Below are 26,122 nucleotides of genomic sequence, written 5' to 3' on the forward strand. Positions count from 1 at the left end.
ACACAGTGTCAGACCCTCACGGCGAACCCTCACCGGTGCGGCGCCCCACCGAGTTCGGTGATCTCAGCCCGTTCACGCTGGAACGCCATGAGTTCCGGGGGTTCTCGCGAGATCCGGTCCGGTACGTCCCCGTGACCCTGCGCGGACAACTGATCGGCTACCTCTGGGCCGTGGAGGCGGCGGACGGCGATGCCGCCTGTTTCATTCCCCGGCACGGAATGGGCGCGGTCGGCTTCGACGCCGGTGGGACCTGGCGAGGCCGGCTGAAGCGGGCACGGGAGAGCGGAATGACGCCGCTCGACGCGGTACGCCACTGGGTGGGGAAACCGGAGGACCCGCGAGGCGGAGGCGTGGCGGAAGGCGCCGAGGAACAGGCCCTGCCGAACTCCGACGCCGTGCAATTCCTCGCCAGCCGATACGGCGGGCAGGGAGAGCGCTCATGACCCGCTACGCCGACATCCCCAAACCCATCCGATCCGGCATGGTCGTCGTCGATCCCGACACCGGCGTCCCTCAGCGGGTCATCGTGCTTCAGTTCAATCCCGACACCCTGGAGCGGAGTCTTGCTCCTCAGTCGGCCGGGGACAGCAGTGACTCCGGTGGGGGCGGTGCCGGGGGTGGTGACCGGAATGAGGCGCTTCGGCTGAAGGGGCCCGCTCAGGAGAGTTGGAAGTTCACCGCCGAGATCGACGCCACCGATCAGTTCGAGGTGGCCGCGCCCGACGGGATTCATCCTCAGCTGGCCACGCTCGAAATGCTGGTGCAGCCCACCACCGCTCAGCTGCGGGCCGCGAGCAAGTTGGCGGCCCAGGGCACCATCGAGATCAGCCCGATCGAGATGCCGTTGACGTTGTTCACCTGGGGGAGCAAGCGGGTGATGCCCGTGCGGCTCACCGAGTTGTCCGTGAACGAGTCCGCGTTCGACGTGAACCTCAATCCCATCCGGGCCTCCCTCAGCATCGGCATGAAGATCCTCACCGTCAGCGACCTGCCCGCCGGGCACCGGGGCGCCGACCTGTACATGGCGCACCTCGCGCAGAAGGAACGGCTCGCGGCCGCCGCCCGGGGCCCGGGGCTGGGCGCGCTCGGGCTGACCGGCACATTCAGCGGAAGGGGCTGAGCCCACCATGGCCGACATCGAGCCGTACGACAACGCCCTGGGCGCGATACCCGGCGCCCACCCCTATCCCCGCGACAGCCGGTACCACGACGCCGAGATCGGCGTGCACCGACAGCCGGACGGGACCGAAGTCCGGTACACCAAGCGCCGGTTGCTGCCCCCGTTGGACCAGCAGCAGACGCAGGAGCACGTGGTGCGCGCGGGGGAGCGCCCCGACCTGCTCGGGCAGCGGTACTTCGGTGAGCCCGGCCAGTGGTGGCAGATCGCGGACGCCAACCCCGTCCTCGATCCACGGGAGTTGACCGACGAGGCGGGACGTGTCATCGACGTTCCGGTGGCCGGCGGGTTCCCTCGGGGGGACCGGCGTGTTTGATCTGCCCGTCGGGCGAGGCCCCGTCCACCTCACGCTCCTGATGGGGCAGCGGCTCGCCCGGCCCGTCCCGGCCGAGGTCAGCGAGGCGCTGTTGTCCGCGCAGATCACCGCCACGGCGGGGGAGCGCAGCGGCTTCCAGCTGGCGTTCGATCTCACCAAGAACGGCATCATCAACCGGCGGCTGCTGCCCGAGGGGTTCTTCGACCCGAAGACCCGGATCATCGTCACGGTCAGCGTCAGGGGCACCCCCGACGTGCTCTTCGACGGCCTGATCGTCCGCCAGGAGGTCGGCACCAGCAACCAGCCGGGCCACTCCACCCTCACCGTCACCGGCGAGGACCTGACGCTGCTGATGGACCTGGAGGAGCGCACCGCCCGCTATCCCAACCTGCCGCCCTCCGAGCGGGTCCTCGCCATCCTGCGCCGGTACTCCGACTACGGCATCCGGCCCGACGTCTCCACCGAGAAGGTGGCCCAGCCCCCGCACCAGGACCTCCGCGTGCACTACCAGACCGGCACGGACCTCCAGTACGTCACCGACCTCGCCCACGCCAACGGCTACACCTTCTCTCTCGAACCAGGCCCCAACCCCGGCCAGTCCGCCGCCCGTTGGGGACCCGAGATCCGGCTCGGCATCCGCCAGCACGCCCTGAACGTCAACATGGACGCCCACTCCACCGTCGACCAGCTGACGTTCGCCTACGACGGCACGGCGCGTGAGGAACCGCAGGCCCGCTGGCAGGACCCCGGCACCCGGCAGGCCACCCTGCTGCCGCAACCGCCGATCAGCCCCCTGCGCCCGCCGCTGGGCAAGCGGCCCACCCCGGCGCTGAAACGCACGACGCTGTCCGGCACCGCCAAGCAGCAACGCGAGCAGGCCGAGGCGGAGTTGCTGGCCCGTGCCGCGATCTCCGCCGACGTCGTCTCCGGCTCCGGTTCGCTCGACGTGAACCGGCACGGCTACCTCCTGCAACCCCGCCAACTCGTCGGCGTACGCGGCGCCGGACGGGCCTACGACGGCGACTACTACGTCAAGTCCGTGACCCACACGCTGCGTCCGGGCTCGTTCCAGCAGAACTTCACGATCTCGCGCGAGGGGCTCGAAGCCCTCGGCGACACCGTCCGGCCCTAACGGCAACCACCCACCGATCAGGAGCAGTTCAGCATGGCGGCAACCGGCAAGAGCTATCTCGGCAAGTTCCGCGGCCGGGTCGTGGACACCGACGACCCGCTGCGCATCGGCCGGATCACCGTCGAGGTCCCGGACGTGCTCGGCGACGAGGCGTCCACCTGGGCGCTGCCCTGCCTGCCGTTCACCGGGCCGGAATCGGGGCAGTTCGTGGTGCCCCCGCCGGGCGCGGGCGTCTGGGTGGAGTTCGAGCAGGGAGACCCCAGCTTCCCGGTGTGGACGGGGTGTTGGTACGGCGCCGCCGAGGAGTTGCCGCCCGACGCGCGCCGCGAGCTTCAGGCGAACTCACCTGCCAAGCCGGTCGTCGTGCAGACACCGGGCGCCCACAAGCTCGTCCTCAACGACACCGTCGGCGCCGAACAGGGCATCCTGCTCCAGGCCCAGGGCGGCGCGTACATCCGCATCACCAGGGAGGCCGTCGTCATCGCGACCGGCGCGGGCGCCGAAATCACCCTGCGCGGCCGCGAAGTCACCATCAACGAAGGCCAGTTGAGCGCCATCTCGAAACGCTAGATCGCAGCGACCGATCGAAGTGCCGGATCGGCGCGACCGACGTACGACAGAAGAACGAAAGACAAGACGGGGGAACAGAGAAAGTGTCCGGGAGTCTGCTCGATGCCGGGGCCGTGATCGGCTGTCCGCACGGCGGCCGTGTCACCGCCGCCACCACGCCCTCCGGCGGCGTCCTCAGCCAAGGGGCCGCCATCGCCACGGCCGCCCACGGCTATGTCGTCACCGGCTGCCCGCACACCGTCGGTGGTGTGCACACGCCCTGTGTCTCGGTCCGCTGGACCGCCGGCGACAGCGGCGTCACGGTCGACGGCGCGCCCGTGCTGCTCGACACCTCGGCGGCCCAGTGCTGCACGGCGGCCTTCGTGCCGCAGGGACCGCCGGTCGTCCAGGCCGCACAGCGAAAGGTCACGGTCCGATGAGCCCACGCGCCCGCACGCGTTCCGACATCGCGTTCCCCTTCCACGCCGACCGCCGGGGCCGCACCGCGCCCGCCTCCCCCGGCGAGCACGTCCACGACCTGGTCGAACAGCTGCTGTTCACCAGCCCGGGCGAGCGGGTGATGCGCCCCGACTTCGGCTGCGGACTGCTCGACCTGGTCTTCGCCCCGAACAGCCCCGAACTGGTCTCCACCCTGGAACTGTCCGTGCAGGCCGCGCTGCACCGCTGGCTCGGCGACCTCATCGACGTGCTCGCACTCGACATCGACAGCGACGAGAACGTCGTACGGGTCCAGCTGTCGTACGTGGTGCGCGCCACCGGCGCCCTGCGCGACGACGTCTTCGAGGGGCGGGCCGCCGCATGACACACGCCACCGAATCCCGGCGCGCCAAGGTACGGGCCGCGCAGCTCAACGGAGTCGACGCCGTCGAGGTCAGCGACGACGGGCTGCTGCTCACCGTCACCTTCCTCGGCAAGGCCCCGCACGGCCTCGGACCGGAGAACGTCCGGGTCGACGGCGGCCGCCGGATCACCGGCATCACCGCCGTGGACGTCAGCGTCGAGCGGGAGGAGGACCCCGAACTGGACGACCTCCTCCACGTCACCCTCGACCGGGCCGGTGACACCTCCCGCTACCGGCTCTCCCTGGTCGAGCCCGACCCGTACGGGCGCCCCGGCACCACGCCGCTGCGCGGTTTCGACCAGCGGTACCACACGGCGTCGTTCTCCTTCCGGCCCGACTGCCCGACACCCTTCGACCGCACCGACGAGCCCCGTGCGCTGCCGGACCTCCCGGACACGCCGCTCGTCGACTACACCGCCCGCGACTACGACACCCTCCGCAGGCTCCTCCTCGACCGGCTCGCGCTCACCACGCCCGACTGGGTGGAGCGCAACCCCGCCGACCTGGGCGAGACCCTCGTCGAACTGCTCGCGTACACCGGCGACCAGATCAGCTACCAGCAGGACGCCGTCGCCACCGAGGCCTACCTCGACACCGCGCGCCGCCGGGTCTCGGTACGGCGGCATGCGCGGCTCATCGACTACGCGATGCACGACGGCTGCACCGCCCGCGCCTACGTCGCCGTCGAGGCCGCGGCTGATCACACGCTCGCCCCGGGCACGTTCCGCTTCGCCTCCGTCGACGTCCGCGCCCTCGACCCGCACGACCGGCCCGAGCCCGGCACGGTGATCGACGAGCGGGACCTCGGCGACCTGGACGAGCGCGGCTCGGTCGAGGTCTTCGAACCGGCCGTGGCCACCGACCCGTTGGAGCTGCGGGTCGCGCACAACGCGATCCGGCTGTGGACCTGGGACGGCGAGGTCACCGCCCTGCCCCGGGGCACCACCGCCGTCACCCTGCGCGACGAGTGGCGCGACCGGGAGACCTGCGAGGAACGCCGACTCGACCTGACACCCGGCGACGTGCTGATCCTGGAGGAGGTCAAGGGCGCGCGCACCGGCACCCCGGGCGACGCCGACCCGGCGCACCGCCAGGCCGTGCGCCTGACCTCCGTCGTCCCGGCCGTCGACCACATCGAGGACCAGCCGGTCCTTGAGGTCACCTGGGCCGCCGAGGACGCGTTGCGCTTCCCGCTCCGCCTCGCCACCCGGGGCGGCCGCGACTGTCTGCCCGTCGAGGACGTGACGCTGGCGCGCGGCAACGTCGTTCTCGTCGACCACGGACGGACCCGGCACGGGCTGCCGGAGACGTTCACCGTCCCGGCCGAGCCCGCCGTCGTCGCGCCCTGCGCCCCGCCCGTCTTCGGCTGCGACGACCGTGACGAGGGGAACGCGCCGGGCCGCCTCATCAACTCCCTCACGGATCAGGCCGATGCGGGCGAGGCGCTCGGGCCTGGCGACGTCCGTGAGCTGTTCGAGGTCGTCGGAGAAGCCGCCGTCACCCGTGCCGGACTCGGTCTGGAACGGGCCGGGCAGCGGCACGAACGGGTGGTGCCCTCCGCCGTGTACGCGCAGGCCGCGGCCCTGCGGACGCTGCTCGCCCAGTCCCTCTACCCGGGCATCGCACCCCGCGTGCGGCCGGTCCTCGGCCGGGCGCCGGTCGTCCAGGCCGCGCCCTACCCCGACCCGCGCACGGTCGCCGCCGGACAGGCCGAGCGGCTCGCCGCGATCCCCGCCCGCGTCCGCGAACGCCTCGTCGAACTGTGGCGCGGCGCCCGCGACCGCGACGGCCTCAGCGAGGCGGAGATCGCCGAACTCACCGTCCTTTACGGCCTGAAGGCCCTCGAACGCCTCGCACTGCACCGCCACCCGGTGCGCGCCCTGCGGGAACTCCTGTACCGCAGCGACGAGTTGCTCGACACCAAGCTGCGCCGGATCGAGATCCTCACCGCGCGGGCCCGCGCGGGCACCGTCCTCGACGGGCACATCTCCTGGGAGATCGCCCGCAGTTGGGGCCCCGCCCACGCCGCCGGACTGCACCCGCAGGAGCCGGTGCTGCGCGGCTCCGCGACCGCCGGACTCGCCCAGGACCCGAGGACGGCCCTGCCCGCCGTGCGCGTCCAGGACGGCGACCTCACCTGGGAGCCCCGGCGTGACCTGCTCGACAGCGCCGCCCGCGACCGGCACTTCGTCGGCGAACTGGAGGACGACGGCCGCCTCGCCCTGCGCTTCGGCGACGGACGGCACGGTGCGCGGCCCACACCGGGCGCCCGGCTCACGGTGCACTACCGGCTCGGCGGCGGCATCGCGGGCAACGTCGGCGCCGAGGCCATCAACCACCTCGTCGTCCAGGACGCCCACCCACCGGCCGCCCGGGTCCGCAACCCGCTGCCCGCGATCGGCGGCGCCGAGCCCGAACCCGTCGACCAGGTACGCCAGTTGGCCCCCCTCGACCTGCGCCGCACCCGGCTGCGCGCCGTCACCGCCGACGACTACGCGGCCCTCGCCGCCGACCTGCCCGGCGTGCGGCGGGCCGCCGCCGAGATCCGCTGGACCGGCAGCGTCCAGGAGGCCCACGTCGCCATCGACGCGTACGGCACCGCAGCACCCTCGGCCGAACTGCTCGCCCGCGTCGAACAGTCCCTGGAGGCCTACCGGCGCATCGGCCACGACCTCGTGGTGGGCGCCGCCCGGCTGGTGCCGCTCGACATCGCGCTGAGCGTGTGCGCCGCGCCCGGTCACCAGCACGGGCAGATCCTCGCCGAGCTGTACCGCGTCCTGGGCAGCGGCCCGCGCGGCTTCTTCCACCCCGACGCGCTGACCTTCGGCGAGCCCGTCCGGCTCAGCAGGCTGGTCGCCGTCGCCGCGGCCGTGCCCGGGGTGGAGAGCGTCCAGGTGACGCGGCTGCGACGGCTGTTCGAAGAGGACCGGGGAGAGAAGGAGGACGGTGTGCTGCGGCTCGGCCCGCTGTCCCTCGCGACTTGCGACAACGACCCCGACCGGCCGGAGAACGGCCTGCTGACGCTGACCCTGGGAGGTGGAGCCCGATGAACGCGACCGACCACTGCGGCTGCGGGTGCGGCGGCCACGACGAGCGCCTCGCGCCCGCCCGGCCGCACAACCCGCCCGGACGCACCGCCCTCGACCACCGCGTCGGCACCTACGGCACCTTCCTGGCCGCCCTCCTCGACCGGCTCGCCTCGCCCGCCTACTCGGCCCTCGACGGGCTCACCGCGCGCACCCCCGACGACCCGGCGATCGGCCTGCTCGACGCCACCGCGGTCCTCGGCGACCTGCTCACCTTCCACTCCGAGCGGATCGCCGACGAGGCCTACCTCCGCACGGCGGACGAGCACCGCTCGCTGGTCCTGCTCGGCCGCCTCGTCGCCCACCGGCCGCGCCCCGGCGTCGCCGCCGCCACCCACCTCGCGTACACCCTGGAGCGCGACCCGCGCGCCGACGCCCTGCCCGTGCTGATCCCGCGCGGCGCCCGCAGCCACAGCGTGCCGGCGTCCGCCGACGAACCGTCCCTGACCTTCGAGACCAGCCACGACCTCACGGCCCGCTGGGACTGGAACGAGCTGAAGGTACGGCGCAGGCGACCGTCCCTGCTCACCCCCGAGGACCTGGAGCGCCGTTCACAGCTCTTCGTCGAAGGAACGGCGAACTCCCTGGCCACCGGCGACCAGTTGCTGTTCGTCTTCGGGGAACAGGCGGGCGGCGTACGGATGGTGCTGCCGGTCGCCGGGGTCCGGGTCGACCGCGACGACGAGGTCACCGCGATCTCCCTGCCCAGGTCGGCGCCGCCGACGGTGAAGGAACTCCTCGACGAGGTACGGCGCTGGATCGCCGAGCCCGCGGGACCGGGCGAGCCCGGCAAGGAGCCGCCCACCCCCGAGGTGCCCCACCCGCGCCCGGTGAGCCGCCTGATCGACGACCTCGACGACCAGGTCCTCGCCCCGCTGCGGACGGACCTGGACGGGCTGACCACGCCGGAGCAGCTCGCGGCCCGCCTCGCGGAACCCGTCGCCCGGCTCGGCGAGGCCCAGGTGCTGGCCGAGCCCTACGAGGAGGTCGCCGCCTGGTGCGAGCAGCTGGAGACCGTCCTCGCGGAACTCGCCCAACGCGCAAGGGAGTTGGCGCCCGCACAGACGGAGCCGGAGGCGGCGCCGTCCGGGCCGGTCGCGCTGCGCGCCGGTGCCTCGGCGCGGCCGGTGCCCCGTGCGGGCGACGCGTCCGCCGCCGCCTTCCAGGCCCTGGCCGCCGTCTTCCCCGCGCTCGCCGCCCCGGCCCCCGCGCCCGGCACCGGCACGCCCCGCCCCGGCACCGACCCCGCCCGGCTGCTCGCCGCCCTCCACCCCACCCTGGGCAGCCTCTACCCCGCGTGGCGCAGGGCCGCCGCCCCCGCCGCCCCCCAACTCCTGCGGGAACTCCTGGCGTTGCGCGTGACCGCAGCCCCCTTCGGCGCCACCGCTCCGCTCAAGCCGGTCCAGGACGCCGCCGGACGGGTCATCCGCAGCGCCGACTGGCCGCTCACCGGCGCCGTGCTCGTCTCCCTGCGCGTCGTCCACGACCCCGCAGGGCGGACCCCGGTCCGCGCCGAGGTGCAGTACGTCGAGGGCACCGGCTCGGACCAGCGGGCCGTGAACCTGCCCGTCACCTCGCCGCTCTCCTTCCCCCTCGGCCCCGGCCAGGTCGACCTGTCGACCCGCGCCGCCCAGGACCGCGACCTGAACTGGCTCACCCGCCGCGCCGACTCCGAGGAGCCCGGCCTCACCGTCCGCCTTCAGGGCGGCCTGCCCGAGCGCACCCTGTTCGTGTCCCGGCCGGACGACGACGGCGTGATCCAGGTCGGCATCCGCAACGGCACCGCACACGAGGTCGCCCTGCGGCCGGGCGCGACCGAGCAGTTCACCCACGGCGACCACCAGGTGAGCCTGCGCTCCACCGTGGGCAGCACCGAACCGAACGTCGAGATCGTCATCGCCTCCACACCCGAGCCCCTCGACCGCCGGGTGCTGCAACTGGACAGCGTGCACACCGGCATCACCGTCGGCAGCTGGGTCGCGATCCAACGCCCCGCCAAGGGCGCCCAGATCCCGGGCGACGCCGAGCTGGCGTTCGTCACCACGCAGGTGGTCGCGGCCCGCACGGCGGCGTACAGCAACTACGGCATCACCGGCCGGGGCACCGAACTCACCCTCGCCGAACCCTGGTTGGACGAGTTCGACGTCCTGCTGTCCCACATCCGCGACACCACCGTGCACGCGGCCGGCGAGGCGCTGCGCCCGGCCGACGAACCGCTCGGCGAGGACGTGCACGGCAACGAGATCGAACTCGACGAGCTGTACGACGGGTTGGGCGCCGGACGCACCCTCGTCGTCAGCGGAGAACGCAGCGACATCCCCGGCGGCATCGACGCCACCGAGGTCGTCACCCTCGCCGCCGCCGATCCCGCCGTCGACCCCCGGCTCCCCGGCGACCACGTCCACACCCGGCTCACCCTCACCGGCGACCTCGCCCACCGCTACCGCCGCGACAGCGTCCGCATCCTCGGCAACGTCGTGGCCGCCACCCACGGCGAGAGCCGCGACGAGGCCATCGGCAGCGGCGACTCCGACCGCGTCCACCAGACGTTCGCGCTCTGGCAGTCCCCGCTCACCTGGCTCGCCGACGACAACCCCCTCGGCGCCACACCGGTCCTGGAGATCCGGGCCGACGGCGTCCGCTGGCACGAGGTCGACAGCCTCGCCGGACGCGGCCCCCGCGAACGCGTCTACATCACCGGCACCTCCTTTGACGGCCGCACCACGGTGACCTTCGGCGACGGCGTCCACGGCGCCCGCCTGCCCACCGGACACGACAACGTCCACGCCCGCTACCGCTTCGGCACCGGACGCGCCGCCAACGCCCCCGCCGGCCGGATCACCCAACCCCTCACCCGCCCCCTCGGCGTCACCGCCGTCACCAACCCCCGCCCGGCCACCGGCGGCGCGGACGCCGACGGCCCCGGCCTGACCCGTCGCACGATCCCCCTCGCCGTCTCCGCCCTCGACCGGCTGGTCTCCCCGGCCGACTACGAGGACTTCGCCCGCTCCCGGGCCGGCATCGGCCGCGCCGCCGCCCGTGAACTCTTCGACGGCAGAAGGCGGTTGCTGCACATCACCGTCGCCGGCACGGACGACGTACCGATCGCCGCGGAGACCCTCGACCCGCTGCGCGCCGCGCTCACCGCCTACGGCGACCCGGGCCTCCCGGTCCGCGTCGACGTCCGCGAACTGGTCCTGCTGCTGATCTCCGCCAAGGTCAAGGTCGCCACCGACCACGCCTGGGAGACGGTCGAACCCCGCCTGCGCCGGACCCTGCTACGCCGACTCGGCTACGAGGGACGGGAGTTGGCCCGCCCGGCCCGCCTCTCGGAGCTGCTCGCCGCCGCCCACACCGTGCCCGGCGTCGACTACGTGGACGTCGACGTCTTCACCGGCGTCCCCGCCTTGGCCACCCCACGGGAACTCACCGACCTGCTCACCGACCCCGGCGCACCCCGGGCGGCCGTCCCCGCGCACCCGGCACGCTACGACGAGCGACTCCACACGGTCACCGCCGCGAACGGCGAGACCCTCACGGAGATCTGCGCCCTGCACGGCATCCCGCTCGCCCGACTCCTGCGCCTCAACCCGGACATCACCGACACCCGGCGCCTGGCCAAGGGCCGGTCGGTGTACGTCTTCCGCGGCATCCGCCCCGCCCAGTTCGCGCTGCTGTCACCGGGCGCGGCGGACACCCTGATTCTCACGGAGGTCAAGTGATGTCGGCGCACCCGACGGACATCCCGTTCGACACGGCGACCCCGGTGACCTCCCGGGAGCCGGACGGCCTCGCCGCCCTGCTGCCCCGCTGGCACCTGCTGCGCGACGCCGAGGAGGGCGAACCGCTGCGCGCGCTGCTCGCGGTGATCGCCGAACAGCTCGACCTGGTCCGCGACGGCGTGGCGCAGGGCTACGAGGACCTGTTCGTGGAGACGGCGGCCCCCTGGGTACTGCCCTACCTCGGGGACCTCGTCGGCTACCGCACCCTGCCGGGCTACGAACGCGTCCTCACCACCGGCCTGCACACCGGCGGCCGGGCCGCGCTCGCCGAGGCGATCGCCCCGCGCGCCGAGGTGGCCGCCACCGTCGCCCACCGCCGCCGCAAGGGCACCCCGCACCTCCTGGAGGAGATCTCCGACCAGGTCGCCGGGTGGCCCGCGCGAGCCGTCGAACTGTCCCGGCTGGTCGCCCACCACCAGCCGGTGAAGCGGTACCGGGACACCGGCAGGGGCCGCCTCCTCGACCTCCGGGACGGCTCCGGACTCGCCCTCGCGGACGGCCCCTTCAGCGCGGCGGCCCGCACGGTCGACGTCCGCAGCGCCAACTCCCCGCGCAGGCAAGGGGGTTGGACCCCGGCCGGGGTCGGGCTCTTCGTCTGGCGGCTGACGGCGTACGCGCTGACCTCCTCCCCGGCCTACTGCGTCGACCGGGCCCGCAACCTGTACACGTTCTCCATCCTCGGCAACGACACCCCCCTGGTCACCAAGCCGGTCCCCGAACCGTCGACGACCTCCCTCGCCGCCGTCGACACCGTCCCCGCCTTCATCACCCGCCGCCTGCTGCACGACCGGCTCGCCGACTACTACGGGCCCGGCAAGAGCCTCGTCATCCGGCGCGACGGCGAGAACCAGCCCGTCCCGCCGTCCGACATCGTGGTCACCGACCTGTCCGACTGGCGCTACCGGCCCCGGCGCGGCCAGGTCGCCGTCGACCCGGAGCTGGGGCGCATCGCCTTCGGCGCCCGCTCCGCGCCCCGGCAGGGCGTGTGGGTGGACCACCACTACGCGTCCGGCGCCGACCTGGGCGGCGGCGAGTACGCGCGGCCCGACCGCGCCGACCGGCCCGACGCCACCTGCTACCGGGTCGGCCCCGGACAGCCGTTCCGGCAGATCATGGACGCCTACCGGGCCTGGCGGCACGACCGGCGCGGCGACCGCACCGGACCCGAGGGCATCATCGAGATCACCCACAGCGGCGCCCACCAGGAGCAGTTGGACTTCGACCTCGACCCCGGCGACCGCCTCCAGGTGCGCGCCGCCGAGGGAACCCGGCCGGTGATCCGCCTCCTCGACTGGTACAGCAACCGCCCCGACGCCCTCAACGTCCGTGCCGTGGACGGGGACTGCGCGCCGCACGAACGCCCGCGCCTCGTGCTCGACGGCCTTCTGGTCGCCGGTCGCGGCATCAACGTCACCGGCCCGATGGGCGCCGTCGTCGTCCGCCACAGCACCCTGGTGCCCGGCTGGTCGCTTGAGCCGCACTGCGAGCCGCACGCGCCGGAGGAGCCCAGCATCGTCCTGGAACGCACCACCGCGTGCCTCCAGATCGAACACAGCGTCCTCGGCACCATCGAGGTCATCGGCGACGAGGTGAGAGAGGACCCCCTCCACATCCACCTCCGCGACAGCATCCTCGACGCCACCGGGCACGACCGCGAGGCCCTGTCCGCGCCGGACTGCCGCCACGCCCACGCGGTGCTGCACGTGCACCGGTCGACCGTCATCGGTGAAGTCCACACCCATGCCGTGGAGTTGGCCGAGAACGCGCTCTTCACCGGGAAGCTCCATGTGGCCCGGCGCGGCATCGGCCACCTGCGGTACTGCCGCGTCCCGGCCGGGTCGCGCACCCCGCGCCGCCACCGCTGCACCTCGGTACGGCCGTTGTTCGCCGCCGAGCGCTACGGGACGCCCTGGTACGGCCAGTTGGCCGACCGGGGCCCCGAGGAGATCCGGCGCGGCGCGGACGACGGCGCCGAACTGGGCGCCTTCCACGACCTGTACCGGCCGCAGCGCGAGGACGGTCTCAGGGCGCGGCTCGCGGAGTACACGCCCGCGGGCACGGACGCCGGGATCTTCTTCGTGACGTGACCCGTCAACGGCGCCGCCCGCGCCCGCCCTCCCAACTTCCCGACCAGGTCTGACACTTAGGGGGACCCCTTCATGCACGCCGATCTCTCCCGGCTCACCTTCCGCCCGGAGCGGCACTACTCCGCGGTCGTCGCCCAGCAGGGCCGCGTCCAGCTCGACGCCGACGCCAACGAACAGACCGCCATCCAGCTCCACCAGGCCCGCACCCTCGCCGCCGACCTGATCGGCCCGTACGGCGGACCGAGCGGCGCGACCGGCTTCCGCATCGAGTACGTGGGCGGCCGCCACGACATCGACACCCTGTACATCCACGGCGGCCGCTACTACGTGAACGGCATCCCGCTGGACGCCGACCGCCCCGCACCCGGCGTGCCCGTGCCCGACGCCGGGGACGCCGAGGACGCCGACGGGACCGGTACGGACGGCGCGGCGCCGCCCGCCTTCTGGACCTACTGGGACCAGCCCGACGGCTTCCGCGACCCGGAGAAGCCCGGTGACCGGCTGCCGTCGCCCGCGCAGTCGCCGTTCGTCGTCTATCTGACGGTGTGGGAGCGGGCGGTGGGCGCCGCCGAGGACCCGGCGCTGCGCGAGGTCGCCCTCGGCGCGGCGATGCCGGACACCGCGGCCCGCGTGAAGGTCGTGTGGCAGGTCCTGCCGCTGTCCCTCGGGGAGTTGGCGATCGAGGAGAGCGACCCGTCGACGGAGGCCGTCCGCGCCGCCTTCGACCGGTGGGCCGCGGCCCAGGCGGCGCCCTCGGCCCGGCTCGCCGCCCGCAGCGAACGCCCCGACCACGCCGACGAGGACCCCTGCCTGGTCAAGCCCGACGCCCGCTACCGGGGCCCGGAGAACCAGCTCTACCGCGTCGAGGTGCACGCCGGGGGACCGGCGAAGGACGCCACCTTCAAGTGGTCCCGCGAGAACGGCTCGGTGGTCTTCCCGGTCGACGAACTCGACGGCACCTGGGTGCAGTTGGCGTCCCTCGGGTACGACGCCACGCTCGACCTCGACGTCGGCGACCACGTCGAGTTCACGGACACCGGGTACGCCTCCCGGCTGGCGGCCCTGCCCCTCCTGCGCGTCGAGGAACTGGACCTGCCGGGCCGCCGGGTCAGGCTGTCCGCCGAGCCCGCCCCCGGCGTCGGACGCCTGCCCCATCTGCACCCCTTCCTGCGCCGCTGGGACCACCACGAGGGACCGAAGCGCAAGGGCCGCACCTCGACCCTGCACCAGGGCGCCGTCCGGCTGGAGGAGGGGGCGTGGCTGCCGTTGGAGGACGGCGTCGAGGTCTACTTCGCGCAGGGCGGCACCTACCGCACCGGCGATCACTGGATCGTCCCCGCCCGCACCGCCACCGGCAGCGTCGAGTGGCCCACCGACCCGGCCCGCCGCCCGCTCCTTGAGGGGCCCGCCGGGATCGTCCGCAGCTTCGCCCCGCTCGCCCTCGTCAAGGGCGAGGCCGGCGCCGTCGACCTGCGACTCGCCTTCGGGCCGCTGGCCGCCGCCGTCCCGGCGGCGGACGCGGCGGCCCTCGCCGCCGAGGAACAGGCCGGGCGCCAGGAACGCGCGGCGGAGGCCGACGCGGGCGCCGCACCGGAAGGAGACAAGTGATGGCCAAGCCGATCAGCGCGTCCACGATGGTCGAGATCCTGCGCGCGGAGGGCCTGACGGTCCACGAGGTGCGCTCCTGGCGCACCCACCACCGCAACACCAAGGGCCCCTGGGGCCCCCTGAACGGTGTGATGATCCACCACACCGTCACCTCCGGCACCGCCGCCTCCGTCGACATCTGCTACGACGGCTACTCCGGCCTGCCGGGACCGCTGTGCCACGGCGTGATCGACAAGAAGGGCGAGATCCACCTCGTCGGCAACGGACGCGCCAACCACGCGGGGCTCGGCGACGGCGACGTCCTGCGCGCGGTCGTCGACGAGAGGGCGTTGCCGCCGGACAACGAGGCCGACACCGACGGCAACCGGCACTTCTACGGCTTCGAGTGCGTCAACCTCGGCAACGGCAAGGACCCGTGGCCCGAGGCGCAGAAGGAGGCCATCGAGAAGGTGGCCGCCGCGATCTGCCGTCACCACGGCTGGAGCGAGCGTTCCGTGATCGGGCACAAGGAGTGGCAGCCGGGCAAGTCCGACCCGCGCGGCTTCACCATGGAGGGGATGCGGGCCCGCATCGCCGACCGGCTGGCCGGAAAGCCCCAGAAGCCCGGCACCGGCCCGAAGCCCCCGCCGAAGCCGGCCCACGAGCCGTTCCCCGGCGCCGCTTTCTTCCACGTCGGCAAGAAGTCCGCGCTCATCACCGCGATGGGCCGCCGCCTGGTCGCGGAGGGCTGCGGCCGCTACGAGGTGGGCCCGGGACCCGAGTGGACCGAGGCCGACCACGCGTCCTACCAGGCCTGGCAGCGCAAGCTCGGCTTCACGGGCAAGGACGCCGACGGCATCCCGGGCAAGGTCAGTTGGGACAGGCTGAAGGTGCCCTCGGTCGACTGAGCCGCCCACCGGAGCGCCGCCCCGTGCGCACCGGCGCGGAGCAACCCCGCTGCCAGGTCAGGGAGTTGGATCGTTCGCGATGATGGCGAGGCGGGTGCCCGCGTCGATGTGCTGGCCGGGGGTGACGAGGATGTCGGTGACGGTGCCGTGGGTGGGGGAGTGGACGGGGACCTCCATCTTCATGGCCTCCAGGGTGAGCAGGAGGTGGCCGGGGCCGACGTGGGTGCCGGGGTGGGCCTCGATCTTCCACACCGTGGAGCTGAGCGGCGCCTCGATGAAACGGGCGCCCGGCGGGAGGGCGGCGGTGTTCCGGGCCACGGGATCGGGGGCCTCGCGCGGGGTGAACTCGCCCGCCGTCTCCCAGGCCCCACGTTCCGCCGCGAAGGCGGCCGCCTGCCGGGCCCGGAACGCGGCGATGTCGGCGGCGTTCTCGCCGAGGAACCTCTCGTGGTCCGCGAGGGAGAAGGTGCCGGGGCGGATGTCCAGGGCGGCGCGGTCGGCGGCGAGGTCGGCCCGGAGGTCGAGGAGCTCCTCGGCGCTCACCGGGTGCCAGACGATCCGGTCGAAGAACCGCAGCAGCCACGGCGTGCCGTCGGTGAAGGAGCGGGGCGGGCGCAGGCCGCCCCAGACCGGCACGGTACGGCCGACGAGCTGGTAGCCGCCCGGGCTCTCCATGCCGTACACACACAGATAGGCGCCGCCGATCCCGACCCCGCCCTCGGCGGTCCAGGTGCGGGCCGGGTTGTACTTGGTGGTGACCAGCCGGTGCCGCGGGTCGAGCGGGGTGGCGACCGGTGCCCCCAGATAGACATCGCCCAGGCCGAGGACGAGGTACCGCGCGGCGAACACCGCCCGCCGTACGTCCTCGGCGCGGTCGAGGCCGTTGATCCGGCGGATGAATTCGATGTTGGACGGATTCCAGGGGGCGTCGTCGCGGACGGCGGCGGTGTAGCGGCCGACGGCCTCCTGCACCGTGGGGTCGTCCCAGGACAGCGGGAGGTGGACCTCCCGGCTGGGCACCGTGAGCCGGGCGGTGTCGGGCAGGTGGTCCTCGGCCTCCTGGAGCAGTCCGAGGAGCGTGCGCAGGGGGAGGACGTCGGGGTCGGTGTGCAGGTGCAGGGAGCGCACGCCGGGCGTGACGTCGACCAGACCGCGCGGGCCGACGGCGGCGAGCCGCCGGGCGAGGGCGTGGACGCGCAGACGCAGGGCGAGATCGAGGGCCATGGGGCCGTACTCGACGAGGAGGTTGTCCTCGGCGCCGCGCCGGTAGGTCACCTCGGGGGTGGCGTCGGTGGCCGGGCGGCGGGCGAGGACGCCGTCGTCGCCGTCCGGGCCGGTGCGCGGCGGGCGGGTGCGCGGGGCGGGGGTGCGGCGCAGGGCGTCGGCGGTGGTCTCGTCGACGGGGACGAAGCGCACGGTGTCGCCGGGGCGCAGCTGCCCGGTCTTCCAGCGGTCGGCGCGCACCACGGTGACCGGACAGGCGAAGCCGCCCAGGCTCGGGCCGTCGGGGCCGAGGACGGCGGGGGTGTCGCCGGTGAAGTTGACGGCGCCGACGGAGTACGCGGTGTCATGGACGTTGGAGGGGTGCAGCCCGGCCTCACCGCCGTCGGGGCGGGCCCACTCGGGGCGCGGGCCGATGAGCCGGACGCCGGTGCGGGCGGACTGGGCGGAGACCTGCCAGTCGGTCGCGTACACGGCCCGGATACCGGCGCGGGTGAGGAACTCCGGTGCCGGGTGCGGTCCTTCACTCACGGCGAGGTGCCAGTGGGCGGTGAAACGCGGGCGCCTCCCGGCCGTCACCGGCGCCGGTGACGGGGCGTCGGCGGCGGGTGCGGCGGGGCGCAGGACGTCACCGGCGCGCAGGGCACGCCCCGCGTGTCCGCCGAAGGCGCCGGGGACGAAGGTGGCCGCGCTGCCGAGATAGCGGGGCACGTCGAGTCCGCCGCGCACCAGGACATAGGTCCGCACCCCGGGGCCGGTCGGGGCGCCCACCTCCAGGACCTGCCCGGCCGCCAGCTCCAGTGGCCGCCACTGCTCGGCGGGCCGTCCGTCGACGCTGACCCCGGCCGGTGCCCCGGTCACGCAGACGACCGAGGGGCGCGAGAACCGCAGCGTCGGCCCCTCCCAGGTGCACTCCAGGCCGGGGGCGCCCTCGGGGTTGCCGACGGCGGTGTTGCCGAGGCGGAAGGAGAGGTCGTCCATCGGCCCGCTCGGCGGGACACCGACCTCCCAGTGGCCGGTGCGTCCCGGCCAGTCCTGCACGGTGGTGTGCGCCCCGCCGCGCACGACGTCGATGCGCGGACGGGCGTCGGTGAGGTGCGCGAGGGTGGCGGTGGTGTGGCGGGCGGCGCGCACCTGCGGTGAGCGGCAGGCGGCGCGCAGCAGACCGAGGTTGGTCTCGACGCCGTCGATCCGGGTGTCGTCCAGGGCCTGTTCGAGGCGGGCGAGGGCCTCGGCGCGATCGGTGCCGGTCGCGATGATCTTGGCGAGCAGGGGATCGTACGCGGGGGAGATCCGTTGCCCGGTCTCGGCCCAGCCGTCGACGCGGACCCCGGCGGGGAAGTGGACGCGGGTGAGCAGTCCGGCGCTGGGCCGGTGATCGAGGGTGGGGTCCTCGGCGTAGACGCGGGCCTCGAACGCGTGCCCGCGCGGGGCGCGTCGGCGGGCGACGCCGGTTTCGCCCCGGGCCAGGCGCAGCATCCAGGCGACCAGGTCGACGCCGTGCACCTCCTCGGTGACCGGATGCTCGACCTGGAGACGGGCGTTGACCTCCAGGAAGTACGCCTGCTGTCGTGCGGGGTCGTGGACGAACTCGACGGTGCCGACCGAGCGGTAGTCGACCGACGTGCACAACTCCTCGGCCCAGTCGTGCAGTTGGGCCCGGAGACGGGCGGGCAGGTCCGGTGCCGGGGACTCCTCCAGGACCTTCTGGTGGCGGCGCTGGAGAGAGCAGTCCCGGTCGCCGAGGACGACGACCTCGCCGTTGCCGTCGCCGAAGACCTGGACCTCGATGTGCCGGGCGCCCGCCACGTACCGTTCCAGGAACACCCCGCCGTCGCCGAAGCCGTCGGCGCGACGCGTGACGTGGGCGAACGCCGCGCGCAGGGCGGCCGGGTCCGGGCAGACCCGCAGGCCGAGGCCGCCTCCGCCGCCGGTGGCCTTGAGCATCACGGGGTAACCGGTGCTGGCCGCCGCCCGCAGCGCCTCGGCCTCGTCGGCCAGCAGCCCGCTGCCGGTCGGCAACGGCAGCCCGGCGGCGCGCGCGGCGGCCCGGGCGGTGTGTTTGTCGCCGAAGACCGCCAGTTGGGCCGGGGTGGGGCCGACGAAGACCAGCCCGGCCGCCTCCACCGACGCGGCGAAGGCGGCGTTCTCGGAGAGGAAGCCGTAGCCGGGGTGGATCGCCCCGGCACCGGTGGCGAGCGCCGCCTCCAGCACCCGGTCCGCGCGCAGGTAGCTGTCGGCGGCCGGGGCCGGACCCAGCCGGACGGCCACGTCGGCCATCCGGACGTGCGGGGCGGTGCGGTCGGCGTCGGAGTGGACCGCCACCGTCTTCAGACCGAGGGCGTGGGCACTGCGGATGACGCGGCAGGCGATCTCTCCGCGATGGGCCACGAGCACGGTGTCGAACACGGCACAGCTCTTCCGGACGGAACGGCCGGGCGGCGATCTCCTCGCCGCCCGGCCGTCAGGGGGTCAGACGGCGGCGGGCGCCGCGGGCAGCACGTGGTCGCCGACGCCGTCGGTGCTCAGACAGAGCGAGCAGACCATCGCGTCGTGCGTCGCGCAGGCCGCCAGGTCGGGGCGCTCGTAGGCCTGGTGGCAGACGTGGCAGTCGTAGGTGGTCGAGGTGGGGTTGCCGTCGGCGTCGAGGAGGGGCTCGTCGATGCCGTCGTCGGTGCGGCGCAGGTAGTACTTGCCCTTCGTCGCCACGGCCATCAGCGGGGTGAGGACGAACGCGATGACGGCGGCGGCGACCGGGGAGTACGGCTGGAGGGAGTCGCCCAGGCCGTGGAAGTACATCGCGATGGACAGGCCCGAGGCGGCCAGGAACGACACGACGCCCACCGGGTTGACGGCGTGCAGCATGCCGCGCCGGAACTCCGGCTGGAGCGGGGAGATCTTCAGCAGGTACTTGTTGACGCCGATGTCGGTGGCGACGGTGACGACCCAGGCGATGGCGCAGTTCGAGTAGAAGCCGAGGATGCTGTTGAGGAAGCTGAACATGTCGGCTTCCATCAGGGCCAGCGCGAAACCGAGGTTGACGAGGACGAAGACCATGCGTCCCGGGTAGTGCCTGGTGACGCGGGTGAAGGAGTTCGTCCAGGCCAGCGAGCCGGAGTAGGCGTTCGTCACGTTGATCTTGATCTGGCTGATGACCACGAGCGCCACGGCCAGCGGGATGACGAGCCAGGACGGCATCATCGCGTCGAAGGCGCCCCGGAACTGCTGGATCGGCTCGGTGGCGGCGGCCGGTCCGACCTTCGCCAGGATGTAGACGGCGAGGAAGACACCGATGGCCTGCTTCAGCGCGCCCAGGATCACCCAGCCCGGTCCGGCCATGAGGACGGCCGTCCACCAACTCCGCTTGTTCTCCTCGGTCTTGGGCGGCATGAAGCGCAGGTAGTCGATCTGCTCGCCGATCTGGGCGATGAGGGAGAGGCAGACACCGGCGCCGAGCAGGACGGACGCGGTGTTGATGCCGCCGTCGCCGTCGGTGCCCGCGTAGGACAGGAAGCGGTCGACGGTGCCCGGGTCGGTGGAGATCAGGTAGACCAGCGGGGCGACCATCAGGACCAGCCAGACCGGGGTCGTCCACACCTGGAGCTTGCTCAGCGCCTTCATCCCGTAGATCACCAGGGGTATGACCATCAGGGTGGACAGGGCGTAGCCGAGCCAGAGCGGCAGCCCCAGGCCGAGCTTGAGGCCCTGGGCCATGATCGAGCCTTCGAGGGCGAAGAAGATGAAGGTGAAGCTCGCGAAGATGACGCTGGTCAGGACCGACCCGTAGTACCCGAACCCGGAGCCGCGGGTGATGAGGTCGAGGTCGATGTTGTAGCGGGCGCCGTAGTAGGCCAGCGGGAGCCCGGTGAGGAAGATGACGGCGGCGGCGACGGTGATCGCGACGAGCGCGTTGCCGGTGCCGTGGGTGAGGCCGATACCGGCGCCGATGGAGAAGTCGGCCATGTAGGCGATGCCGCCGAGCGCGGTGGTGGCCACGACCATCGGGGTCCAGCGGCGGTAACTGCGGGGCGCGAAACGGAGGGTGTAGTCCTCCAGCGTCTCCTTGGTCGCCTGACTGGTCGGGGAGCCGGGTTCGGCGGCTGTCTGGGGGGACTCGGTGGTGCTCATGGTCCGTCCTTCGGGAAGCGGAGGGGACTGGGAAGACGTGGGGGAGGAGCGGGGCGGGGTCGGGGGAGCGGGATACGAGAGGTGGGGCGTGGGGCGTGGGGTATGGGGCGTCCGGTCGGTGGCGTCGTCGGCAGCCGGGCGGGTGCGGGTCAGGAGCGGGAACTCCCGTGTGTTCAGAGGCGGTCGGCGTGCAGGGCCATCTGTGTCATGGCGCGCTGGGCGCGTTCCATCACCACGGCCATCGAGTCGCCGACGTGGGCGTGCAGCGCCCGGTGGCCCTCGTCGAGCCGTCCGTCGCGGACCAGCTCCATGATCTCGATGTGCTCGGTGATCGTCGTGTGCACCCGGTCCTCGGTGAGGAAGTCGTACATCCGCACCCGGCGGATGCGCTCGTTGACCGTCACGAGCGCGTCCGTGAGCGCGGGATTCCCGGAGGCGCGCGACAGCTCGGCGTGGAACGTCTCGTCCTGGACCACGAACCGCGGGTCGGGTACGGGCGGTCGGCGGCGCATCGCGTACCAGCGGTCCAGCTCGGCGATGAGGATCGACGTCTCGTGCTTGAGGGACGGGTCCTCGATGACCCGGGCGATCCCGCGCAGCTCCAGGGTGACCCGCAGCTCGTAGAAGTCCTTCAGCTGGGCCAGGTTGGGGATGGTGACGAAGAAGCCGCCGTCGCCCCGCTCGATCAGCCCGTCGGAGGCCAGCCGGGCCAGCGCCTCGCGCACCGGGGTCCGTGACACCCCGAACCGCGCGGCCAACCGCACCTCCGCCAGCCGTTCACGCGGGCCGAACTCGCCGTCGAGCACGGCCGCGCGCAGTTGGTCGTGGACGGCGTCACGCAGCGAGGCCCCCGCCGGCGGCCCGGCCGGGGTGCCGGGGGCGGCCGGCGGTGCGCCCGGCGTGTCCCGCTGCGTATACAGCTCTGCATCCATGAGCGGACACGTTAGGAACCCCTTGTTTCCCATAAGGCCCTCGTAAAGTGAACGGACGGTTTCCGGTACCTCACCACGAGGCTTCGATCCTTCCTGTGTGAAGTGCCGGGCACAGGAAGTGAGGACAAGGCCGCACGGGCCGACTTAAGGGGTGGGTAGGGGGTTGCTCACGGGCCGACTCTTTCCCTGGAAAGTACCGCCCCCGGGAGGTAGTGTCGGGCTGTGGGTTTCGTGTGGAGGAGAGGATGACCGTGTCTCCGGAGTTGGCCCGCGATCTGCCCCAACTGCTCAGCAGCGCCGAGCGGTTGATGACCCGTCGGCTGACCCTCGCGCTGGAGGCCGAGGGGTGCGGCGTCGAGGAGTGGCGGGTGCTGTCGCTGCTGTCGGACGGGCGCGGGCACACCATGTCCGACGTCGCCGAATACGCCCTGATGCCCGCGCCGAGCCTCACCAAGCTGGTCGACCGGCTGGTCTCGGGGGCGCTGGCCTACCGCCGCAAGGACCCCGGGGACGGCCGGCGGGTCCTGGTCTACCTCTCCGCGCGCGGCCGCAGCCGGCACCGGGCCGTGGCCGCGCTGGCGCGACGGGCCGAGGAGCAGCTGTGGGGCGGCCCGGCCGGGGTGCGGGAGCTGACCGACGGACTGTCCCGGCTCAAGGCCCTGCTGGCGAACGCCCCCGAGGAGATCAGAGCCGAGCGATGATGTCGAAGTCCAGGTTGTCGGCGCGGGCGAGGTAGAGGCGCTGCTCCAGGTGGTTGTCGCGTAATCGCAGCGTGCCGCGGGGGCCCTCGTAGGAGATCGTCCCCTCCGGCCGGGGCGCGGGCGGCGCGGCCAGCGACCCGTGGTGCGCGGTGAGCGCGGCCAGCAGCAGGATGCCCTCGAAACAGGACTCGCCCAGGCTGCCGGCCAGCGGTGCGTCCGGCCCGAACCTGCGCACGTAACGGTGGCTGAAGGACAGGCTCTCCGGCGTCATCAGGGAGTCGAAGTAGCCGGCCGTGGCCCACAGCCCCTCGGTCGCCTCCGCGCCGGTGGCCAGCAACAGGTTCTCGTCCATGTGGGTGCTCAGCCGGACGCACCGCTGATGCAGGCCCGCCGCGGTGAACGCCCGGTTGAAGCGCACCGCGTCGTCCCCGAGCAGCAGCATCAGCACCGCGTTCGCCCCGCTGGCCTCGATCCGGCGCAGCGCGGGGGCGAACTCCTCGGTGTCGAGCGGCAGGAACACCTCCTCCACGACGCCGCCCCGGCACTCCTTGGCCAGTCGGCGGGCGAGCCGCGCGGTGACCCTCGGCCAGACGTAGTCGCTGCCCACGGTGCACCAGCGGCGGGCGCCCGTCGCCTCGGCCAGCAGCCGCATCGCCGGGGCCAGTTGCTGTACGTCGGTCTCCCCGGTGAGGAACAGCCCCGGGGTCATCTCGCCGCCCTCGTACTGGGCGGTGTAGATGTAGGGCACCCGGTGGGCGATCCGCGGTGCCAGGGCCTGGCGTACCGCGGAGGTGTGCCAGCCGACGACCGCGTCCACGGCGCCGAGTTCGACCAGGCCCGCCACGTCGTCCGCGACCCGGTCCGGTGCGCGGCCGCCGTCCAGGACGACGAGCCGTACCTCGCGGTCCAGGACGCCGCCGGCCGCGTTGAGTTCCGCCACGGCGAGCTGCGCCGAGAGTTCGCAGGAGGGGCCGAAGATCCCGGCCGGGCCTGACAGGGGGATCACGAGCGCGACGAGGAGGATGTCGCGCCGGTCCGGGAAGCACACGCGTGCCGCCGACCAGTCCACAGGGCGCCTCCGGGGGTCCGCACAGTTGACGTCGGGATCAGCCCCGGCGCCCTTGCAGAGGATCTCCCGCGTCGACGGAGCCTAGACCGGTGCACGGGTCTTGACAATCGTCCCGGGCCCGGCCCGCTCGCTGGGCCCGGGGCAGCAGGTGGTAAAGGGCCGGTGCGGTGAGGACCATCAGAACGGCGCACAGCAGCCACGGGAGGGTCGGACTGCGGCCGTAGAGGTAGACGCCGGCGGCCGGGCCGACGGCGTATCCGACGGTCTGGCACATGCTCAGGAAGGACAGGTGGAGGGGTTCTTGGCCGGGCGGTGCCGCCTCGGTGGCGAAGGCGGCGGCGACCGGGGACATCAGGACCTCGCCGAGGGTCCAGGTGAGCACCCCGAGGACCAGCACGGGCAGCGAGATCCCGGCCAGGTTGACCGCGTACCCGGCGCAGACGCACACGGTGCCGAGCACGAGGGGGGTGCGGCGTTGCCAGCGCCCGGTGAAGCGGGACAGCGGCACCTCCACGAGGATCACGACAACGGCGTTGAGGGTCAGCAGTCCGCCGTAGACGCCGGTGCTGTAGCCGGCCCCGGTGACCGCGAGGGCGAGCACGCCGGTCTGCTGGGCGTAGACCAGCGAGGCCACGCTCAGCAGCACGGCCGCCACCGCGAAGTCCCGTCCGACCCGGCCCCGTCCGGCCGCCGGGGTGTCTCCCGGTGCCGGGTCCGGGCGCGCGGGGGTCCGGGGCAGCGGCAGCACCAGGAGGGTCGCCACCGTGGCCGCGAGCCCGTTGCCGATCAGGACCGCGGCCGGGGACCAGGCCAGCAGCAGGGCGCCGAGCACCGGTCCGACGGAGGCGCCCACGTTGAGGCAGAGCCGGTAGACGGCGAACATCGCCACCCGGCGCTCCGCGGTGGCCGAGGTGCCCACGACGGTCTGCGCGAGCGGCGAGTACGCCTGCACCCCGGCGCAGACCACGGCGGCCAGCGCGACGGTCGGGCCGAAGTCCCGCAGCGCCGCGCAGGCGAACGCGCCGGCCGCGGTCGTCGCCCCGCACAGCAGCAGCGCCGTGCGGACCCCGAGGCGGGCGGCCACCGGACCGGCGGCGGCCGCGCCGAGCACGCCCGCCGTCGCCACCACGATCAGCGCGACGGTGATCTGGCGCGTCCCGTACCCGCGGTCCGCGAGGACGAGGGTGAGGAACAGGACGAAGAAGCCGCCCAGCCGGTTGACGAAGATGCCGAGGCAGACCAGCGCGATCGGCCGGGTCATCCCCTCGGTGTAGCTGCCGAGCCTCACGGTGTCTCCAGCTTGACCAGGATCGACGCGGCGGCGGTGGTGGCCGCCGCCAGCGCGGTGGCGCTGTCGGGCCCGGTGGCGGTGACATAGCCCAGCCGGTCGTTGTTGTTGGTCGGCGGTGCCAGCACGTCGCCCGGGCCGACGTACAGGGAGATCTCCTCCACGCCCGCCACCGTGCGGGCCCGTTCGACGCCCTCCACGGCGACGACCCGGCCGCCGGGGCTCGGCAGGAAGACGATGGCCGCTCCCCGCACCGGCTCGGGCAGCGGGTCGGGCGAGACGCCCAGGTACATCCCGAGCAGCAGGTCGCTCGGGTCGACGTCGAGCGCGCGGTGCAGGAGATGGGTGATCCGGTCGCCCGCGGGACGGCAGTTGACCTCGATCAGCTTGGGTCCCTCGGCGGTCAGCTTCAGTTCGATGTGCCCGGCCCCGAAGACGTACCCGATGGCGTCCAGGGCGGCGGTGGCGATCCGGCGGCACTCCTGGTCGAGCGCGGGATCGAGCACGGCGGGCAGCGCGTGCCCGGTCTCGTAGAACGACGGCGGCGGCACCGTCTGCTTCTGGGTGATCGCCAGGAACCGGGTGACGCCGTCGAAGGTGAGGGTCTCCAGGCTGATCTCCGGGCCCTCCAGATACTCCTCGATCAGGATCTCCGGGGACATCCGCTGGTCGCGCTGGTTGTGCGTGACCGAGTGCAGCCAGGCGGCGTGCTCGGCCACCTCGTCGGCCCCGGTGCACAGCCGCACCCCGTAACTGCCGCCGTAGTCCACGGGTTTGACGATGCAGGGGAAGCCCTGGGCGGTGGCAGCGGCGGCGGCGTCCTCGGGGGTCAGGGTGACGGCGAAGGCCGGGATCGGGACGCCCGCGCGGGCGCAGGCCACCCGCTGGAGGGACTTGATCCGGGCGGCCCGCACCGAGTCGGGCGCCTGTCCCGGCAGGCCCAGGCGGTACGCCGACTCGGCGCCGCTGATCATGTGCCACTCGCCGATCGAGATGAGCGCGGCGAGGCCGGGCAGCAGCGGCCGCAGCGCGGCGACGACCTGGTCCGGGTCGTTGGTCTCGACGCCGACGACGTCGTCGATCAGGTCGGTGTCCAGCTGGAGCTGGCCCGGCAGGAGGTAGGCCTCGATGTCACGGGTGACGAAGGTGACGCGGTGTCCGGCCCGTTTGGCGGCGGCGATCGCCTCGTAGCCGCTTCCGGTGGTGTTGGTCTCCAGGAACGCGATGTGCGCCATGTGTGCCTCTCGGTTGCCCCGGGCGGAACGGGATACGAGGAGATGTTTCCTGGGTGAACTAT

The 26,122-nt window shown here is 73.4% G+C and carries 19 protein-coding genes; 13 read left to right on the top strand and 6 right to left on the bottom strand.

The features are described 5' to 3' along the window. The first annotated feature begins 5 nt into the window (after positions 1–5). The 12 genes from ACIQOU_RS00960 to ACIQOU_RS01015 all read left to right on the top strand — a co-directional run bounded on the left by ACIQOU_RS00960 (position 6) and on the right by ACIQOU_RS01015 (position 15,486). Positions 6–443 (top strand): hypothetical protein, encoded by a 438-nt coding sequence (locus ACIQOU_RS00960; protein ID WP_401532750.1) that lies wholly within the window; start codon positions 6–8, stop codon positions 441–443. Continuing rightward, positions 440–1,120, top strand: coding sequence for a hypothetical protein (locus tag ACIQOU_RS00965; protein WP_401532751.1), 681 nt, complete (start codon positions 440–442; stop codon positions 1,118–1,120). Before ACIQOU_RS00960 ends, ACIQOU_RS00965 begins: the two co-directional genes overlap by 4 nt. Positions 1,121–1,127: 7 nt before the next feature. Then, a complete protein-coding gene (locus tag ACIQOU_RS00970; RefSeq protein ID WP_401532753.1) occupies positions 1,128–1,493 on the top strand; it encodes a hypothetical protein in 366 nt (121 codons plus the stop codon). Beyond that, positions 1,486–2,625, top strand: a complete 1,140-nt coding sequence (locus ACIQOU_RS00975) for a hypothetical protein (protein WP_401532754.1) — start codon at positions 1,486–1,488, stop codon at positions 2,623–2,625. The genes ACIQOU_RS00970 and ACIQOU_RS00975 overlap by 8 nt, the downstream gene beginning before the upstream one ends. Before the next feature lie 33 nt (positions 2,626–2,658). Further along, positions 2,659–3,195, top strand: coding sequence for a phage baseplate assembly protein V (locus ACIQOU_RS00980; RefSeq protein WP_401532755.1), 537 nt, complete (start codon positions 2,659–2,661; stop codon positions 3,193–3,195). Between the two features lie 83 nt (positions 3,196–3,278). Next, on the top strand, positions 3,279–3,614 hold the full coding sequence (locus ACIQOU_RS00985) for a hypothetical protein (RefSeq protein WP_401532756.1): 336 nt from the start codon (positions 3,279–3,281) through the stop codon (positions 3,612–3,614). Then, complete coding sequence (locus ACIQOU_RS00990; protein ID WP_401532758.1) at positions 3,611–3,997, top strand: GPW/gp25 family protein; 387 nt, start codon at positions 3,611–3,613, stop codon at positions 3,995–3,997. Before ACIQOU_RS00985 ends, ACIQOU_RS00990 begins: the two co-directional genes overlap by 4 nt. Then, entirely contained in the window at positions 3,994–7,086 is a 3,093-nt protein-coding gene (locus tag ACIQOU_RS00995; protein ID WP_401532759.1) for a putative baseplate assembly protein, read from the top strand. The genes ACIQOU_RS00990 and ACIQOU_RS00995 overlap by 4 nt, the downstream gene beginning before the upstream one ends. Beyond that, entirely contained in the window at positions 7,083–10,844 is a 3,762-nt protein-coding gene (locus tag ACIQOU_RS01000) for a putative baseplate assembly protein (protein ID WP_401532761.1), read from the top strand. The genes ACIQOU_RS00995 and ACIQOU_RS01000 overlap by 4 nt, the downstream gene beginning before the upstream one ends. Next, the gene (locus ACIQOU_RS01005) at positions 10,844–12,991 is read left to right on the top strand and encodes a hypothetical protein (protein ID WP_401532762.1); all 2,148 of its coding nucleotides are present in this window, start codon (positions 10,844–10,846) and stop codon (positions 12,989–12,991) included. The genes ACIQOU_RS01000 and ACIQOU_RS01005 overlap by 1 nt, the downstream gene beginning before the upstream one ends. A gap of 72 nt (positions 12,992–13,063) precedes the next feature. After that, positions 13,064–14,599, top strand: a complete 1,536-nt coding sequence (locus ACIQOU_RS01010; protein WP_401532764.1) for a DUF6519 domain-containing protein — start codon at positions 13,064–13,066, stop codon at positions 14,597–14,599. Then, on the top strand, positions 14,599–15,486 hold the full coding sequence (locus tag ACIQOU_RS01015) for a peptidoglycan-binding protein (protein ID WP_401532766.1): 888 nt from the start codon (positions 14,599–14,601) through the stop codon (positions 15,484–15,486). Before ACIQOU_RS01010 ends, ACIQOU_RS01015 begins: the two co-directional genes overlap by 1 nt. 57 nt (positions 15,487–15,543) lie before the next feature. On the opposite strand, the gene uca is transcribed toward ACIQOU_RS01015, so the two are convergent. The 3 genes from uca to ACIQOU_RS01030 form a co-directional block, all read right to left on the bottom strand. After that, a complete protein-coding gene (gene uca / locus ACIQOU_RS01020; protein WP_401532768.1) occupies positions 15,544–19,116 on the bottom strand; it encodes an urea carboxylase in 3,573 nt (1,190 codons plus the stop codon). 63 nt (positions 19,117–19,179) lie between these two features. Then, entirely contained in the window at positions 19,180–20,835 is a 1,656-nt protein-coding gene (locus ACIQOU_RS01025) for a purine-cytosine permease family protein (RefSeq protein ID WP_401532769.1), read from the bottom strand. 173 nt (positions 20,836–21,008) lie between these two features. Then, complete coding sequence (locus ACIQOU_RS01030; protein WP_401532771.1) at positions 21,009–21,767, bottom strand: GntR family transcriptional regulator; 759 nt, start codon at positions 21,765–21,767, stop codon at positions 21,009–21,011. A gap of 245 nt (positions 21,768–22,012) precedes the next feature. Here ACIQOU_RS01030 and ACIQOU_RS01035 point away from each other — a divergent pair, with 245 nt between their 5' ends. Continuing rightward, positions 22,013–22,468, top strand: a complete 456-nt coding sequence (locus ACIQOU_RS01035; protein ID WP_401532772.1) for a MarR family winged helix-turn-helix transcriptional regulator — start codon at positions 22,013–22,015, stop codon at positions 22,466–22,468. On the opposite strand, the gene ACIQOU_RS01040 is transcribed toward ACIQOU_RS01035, so the two are convergent. From ACIQOU_RS01040 to ACIQOU_RS01050, 3 genes are read right to left on the bottom strand one after another with little or no spacing between them, the layout of a single operon-like run. Continuing rightward, positions 22,452–23,537 carry a substrate-binding domain-containing protein gene (locus ACIQOU_RS01040; protein ID WP_401532773.1) on the bottom strand — a complete coding sequence of 362 codons (1,086 nt, stop codon included), beginning with the start codon at positions 23,535–23,537 and terminating at the stop codon, positions 22,452–22,454. The genes ACIQOU_RS01035 and ACIQOU_RS01040 overlap by 17 nt on opposite strands. Positions 23,538–23,574: 37 nt before the next feature. After that, positions 23,575–24,825 carry an MFS transporter gene (locus ACIQOU_RS01045; RefSeq protein WP_401532774.1) on the bottom strand — a complete coding sequence of 417 codons (1,251 nt, stop codon included), beginning with the start codon at positions 24,823–24,825 and terminating at the stop codon, positions 23,575–23,577. Continuing rightward, positions 24,822–26,060, bottom strand: coding sequence for an ATP-grasp domain-containing protein (locus tag ACIQOU_RS01050; RefSeq protein WP_401532775.1), 1,239 nt, complete (start codon positions 26,058–26,060; stop codon positions 24,822–24,824). The genes ACIQOU_RS01045 and ACIQOU_RS01050 overlap by 4 nt, the downstream gene beginning before the upstream one ends. Between the last annotated feature and the right edge of the window lie 62 nt (positions 26,061–26,122).

The organism is Streptomyces sp. NPDC091279 (assembly GCF_044757465.1).
Classification (GTDB): Bacteria; Actinomycetota; Actinomycetes; order Streptomycetales; family Streptomycetaceae; genus Streptomyces.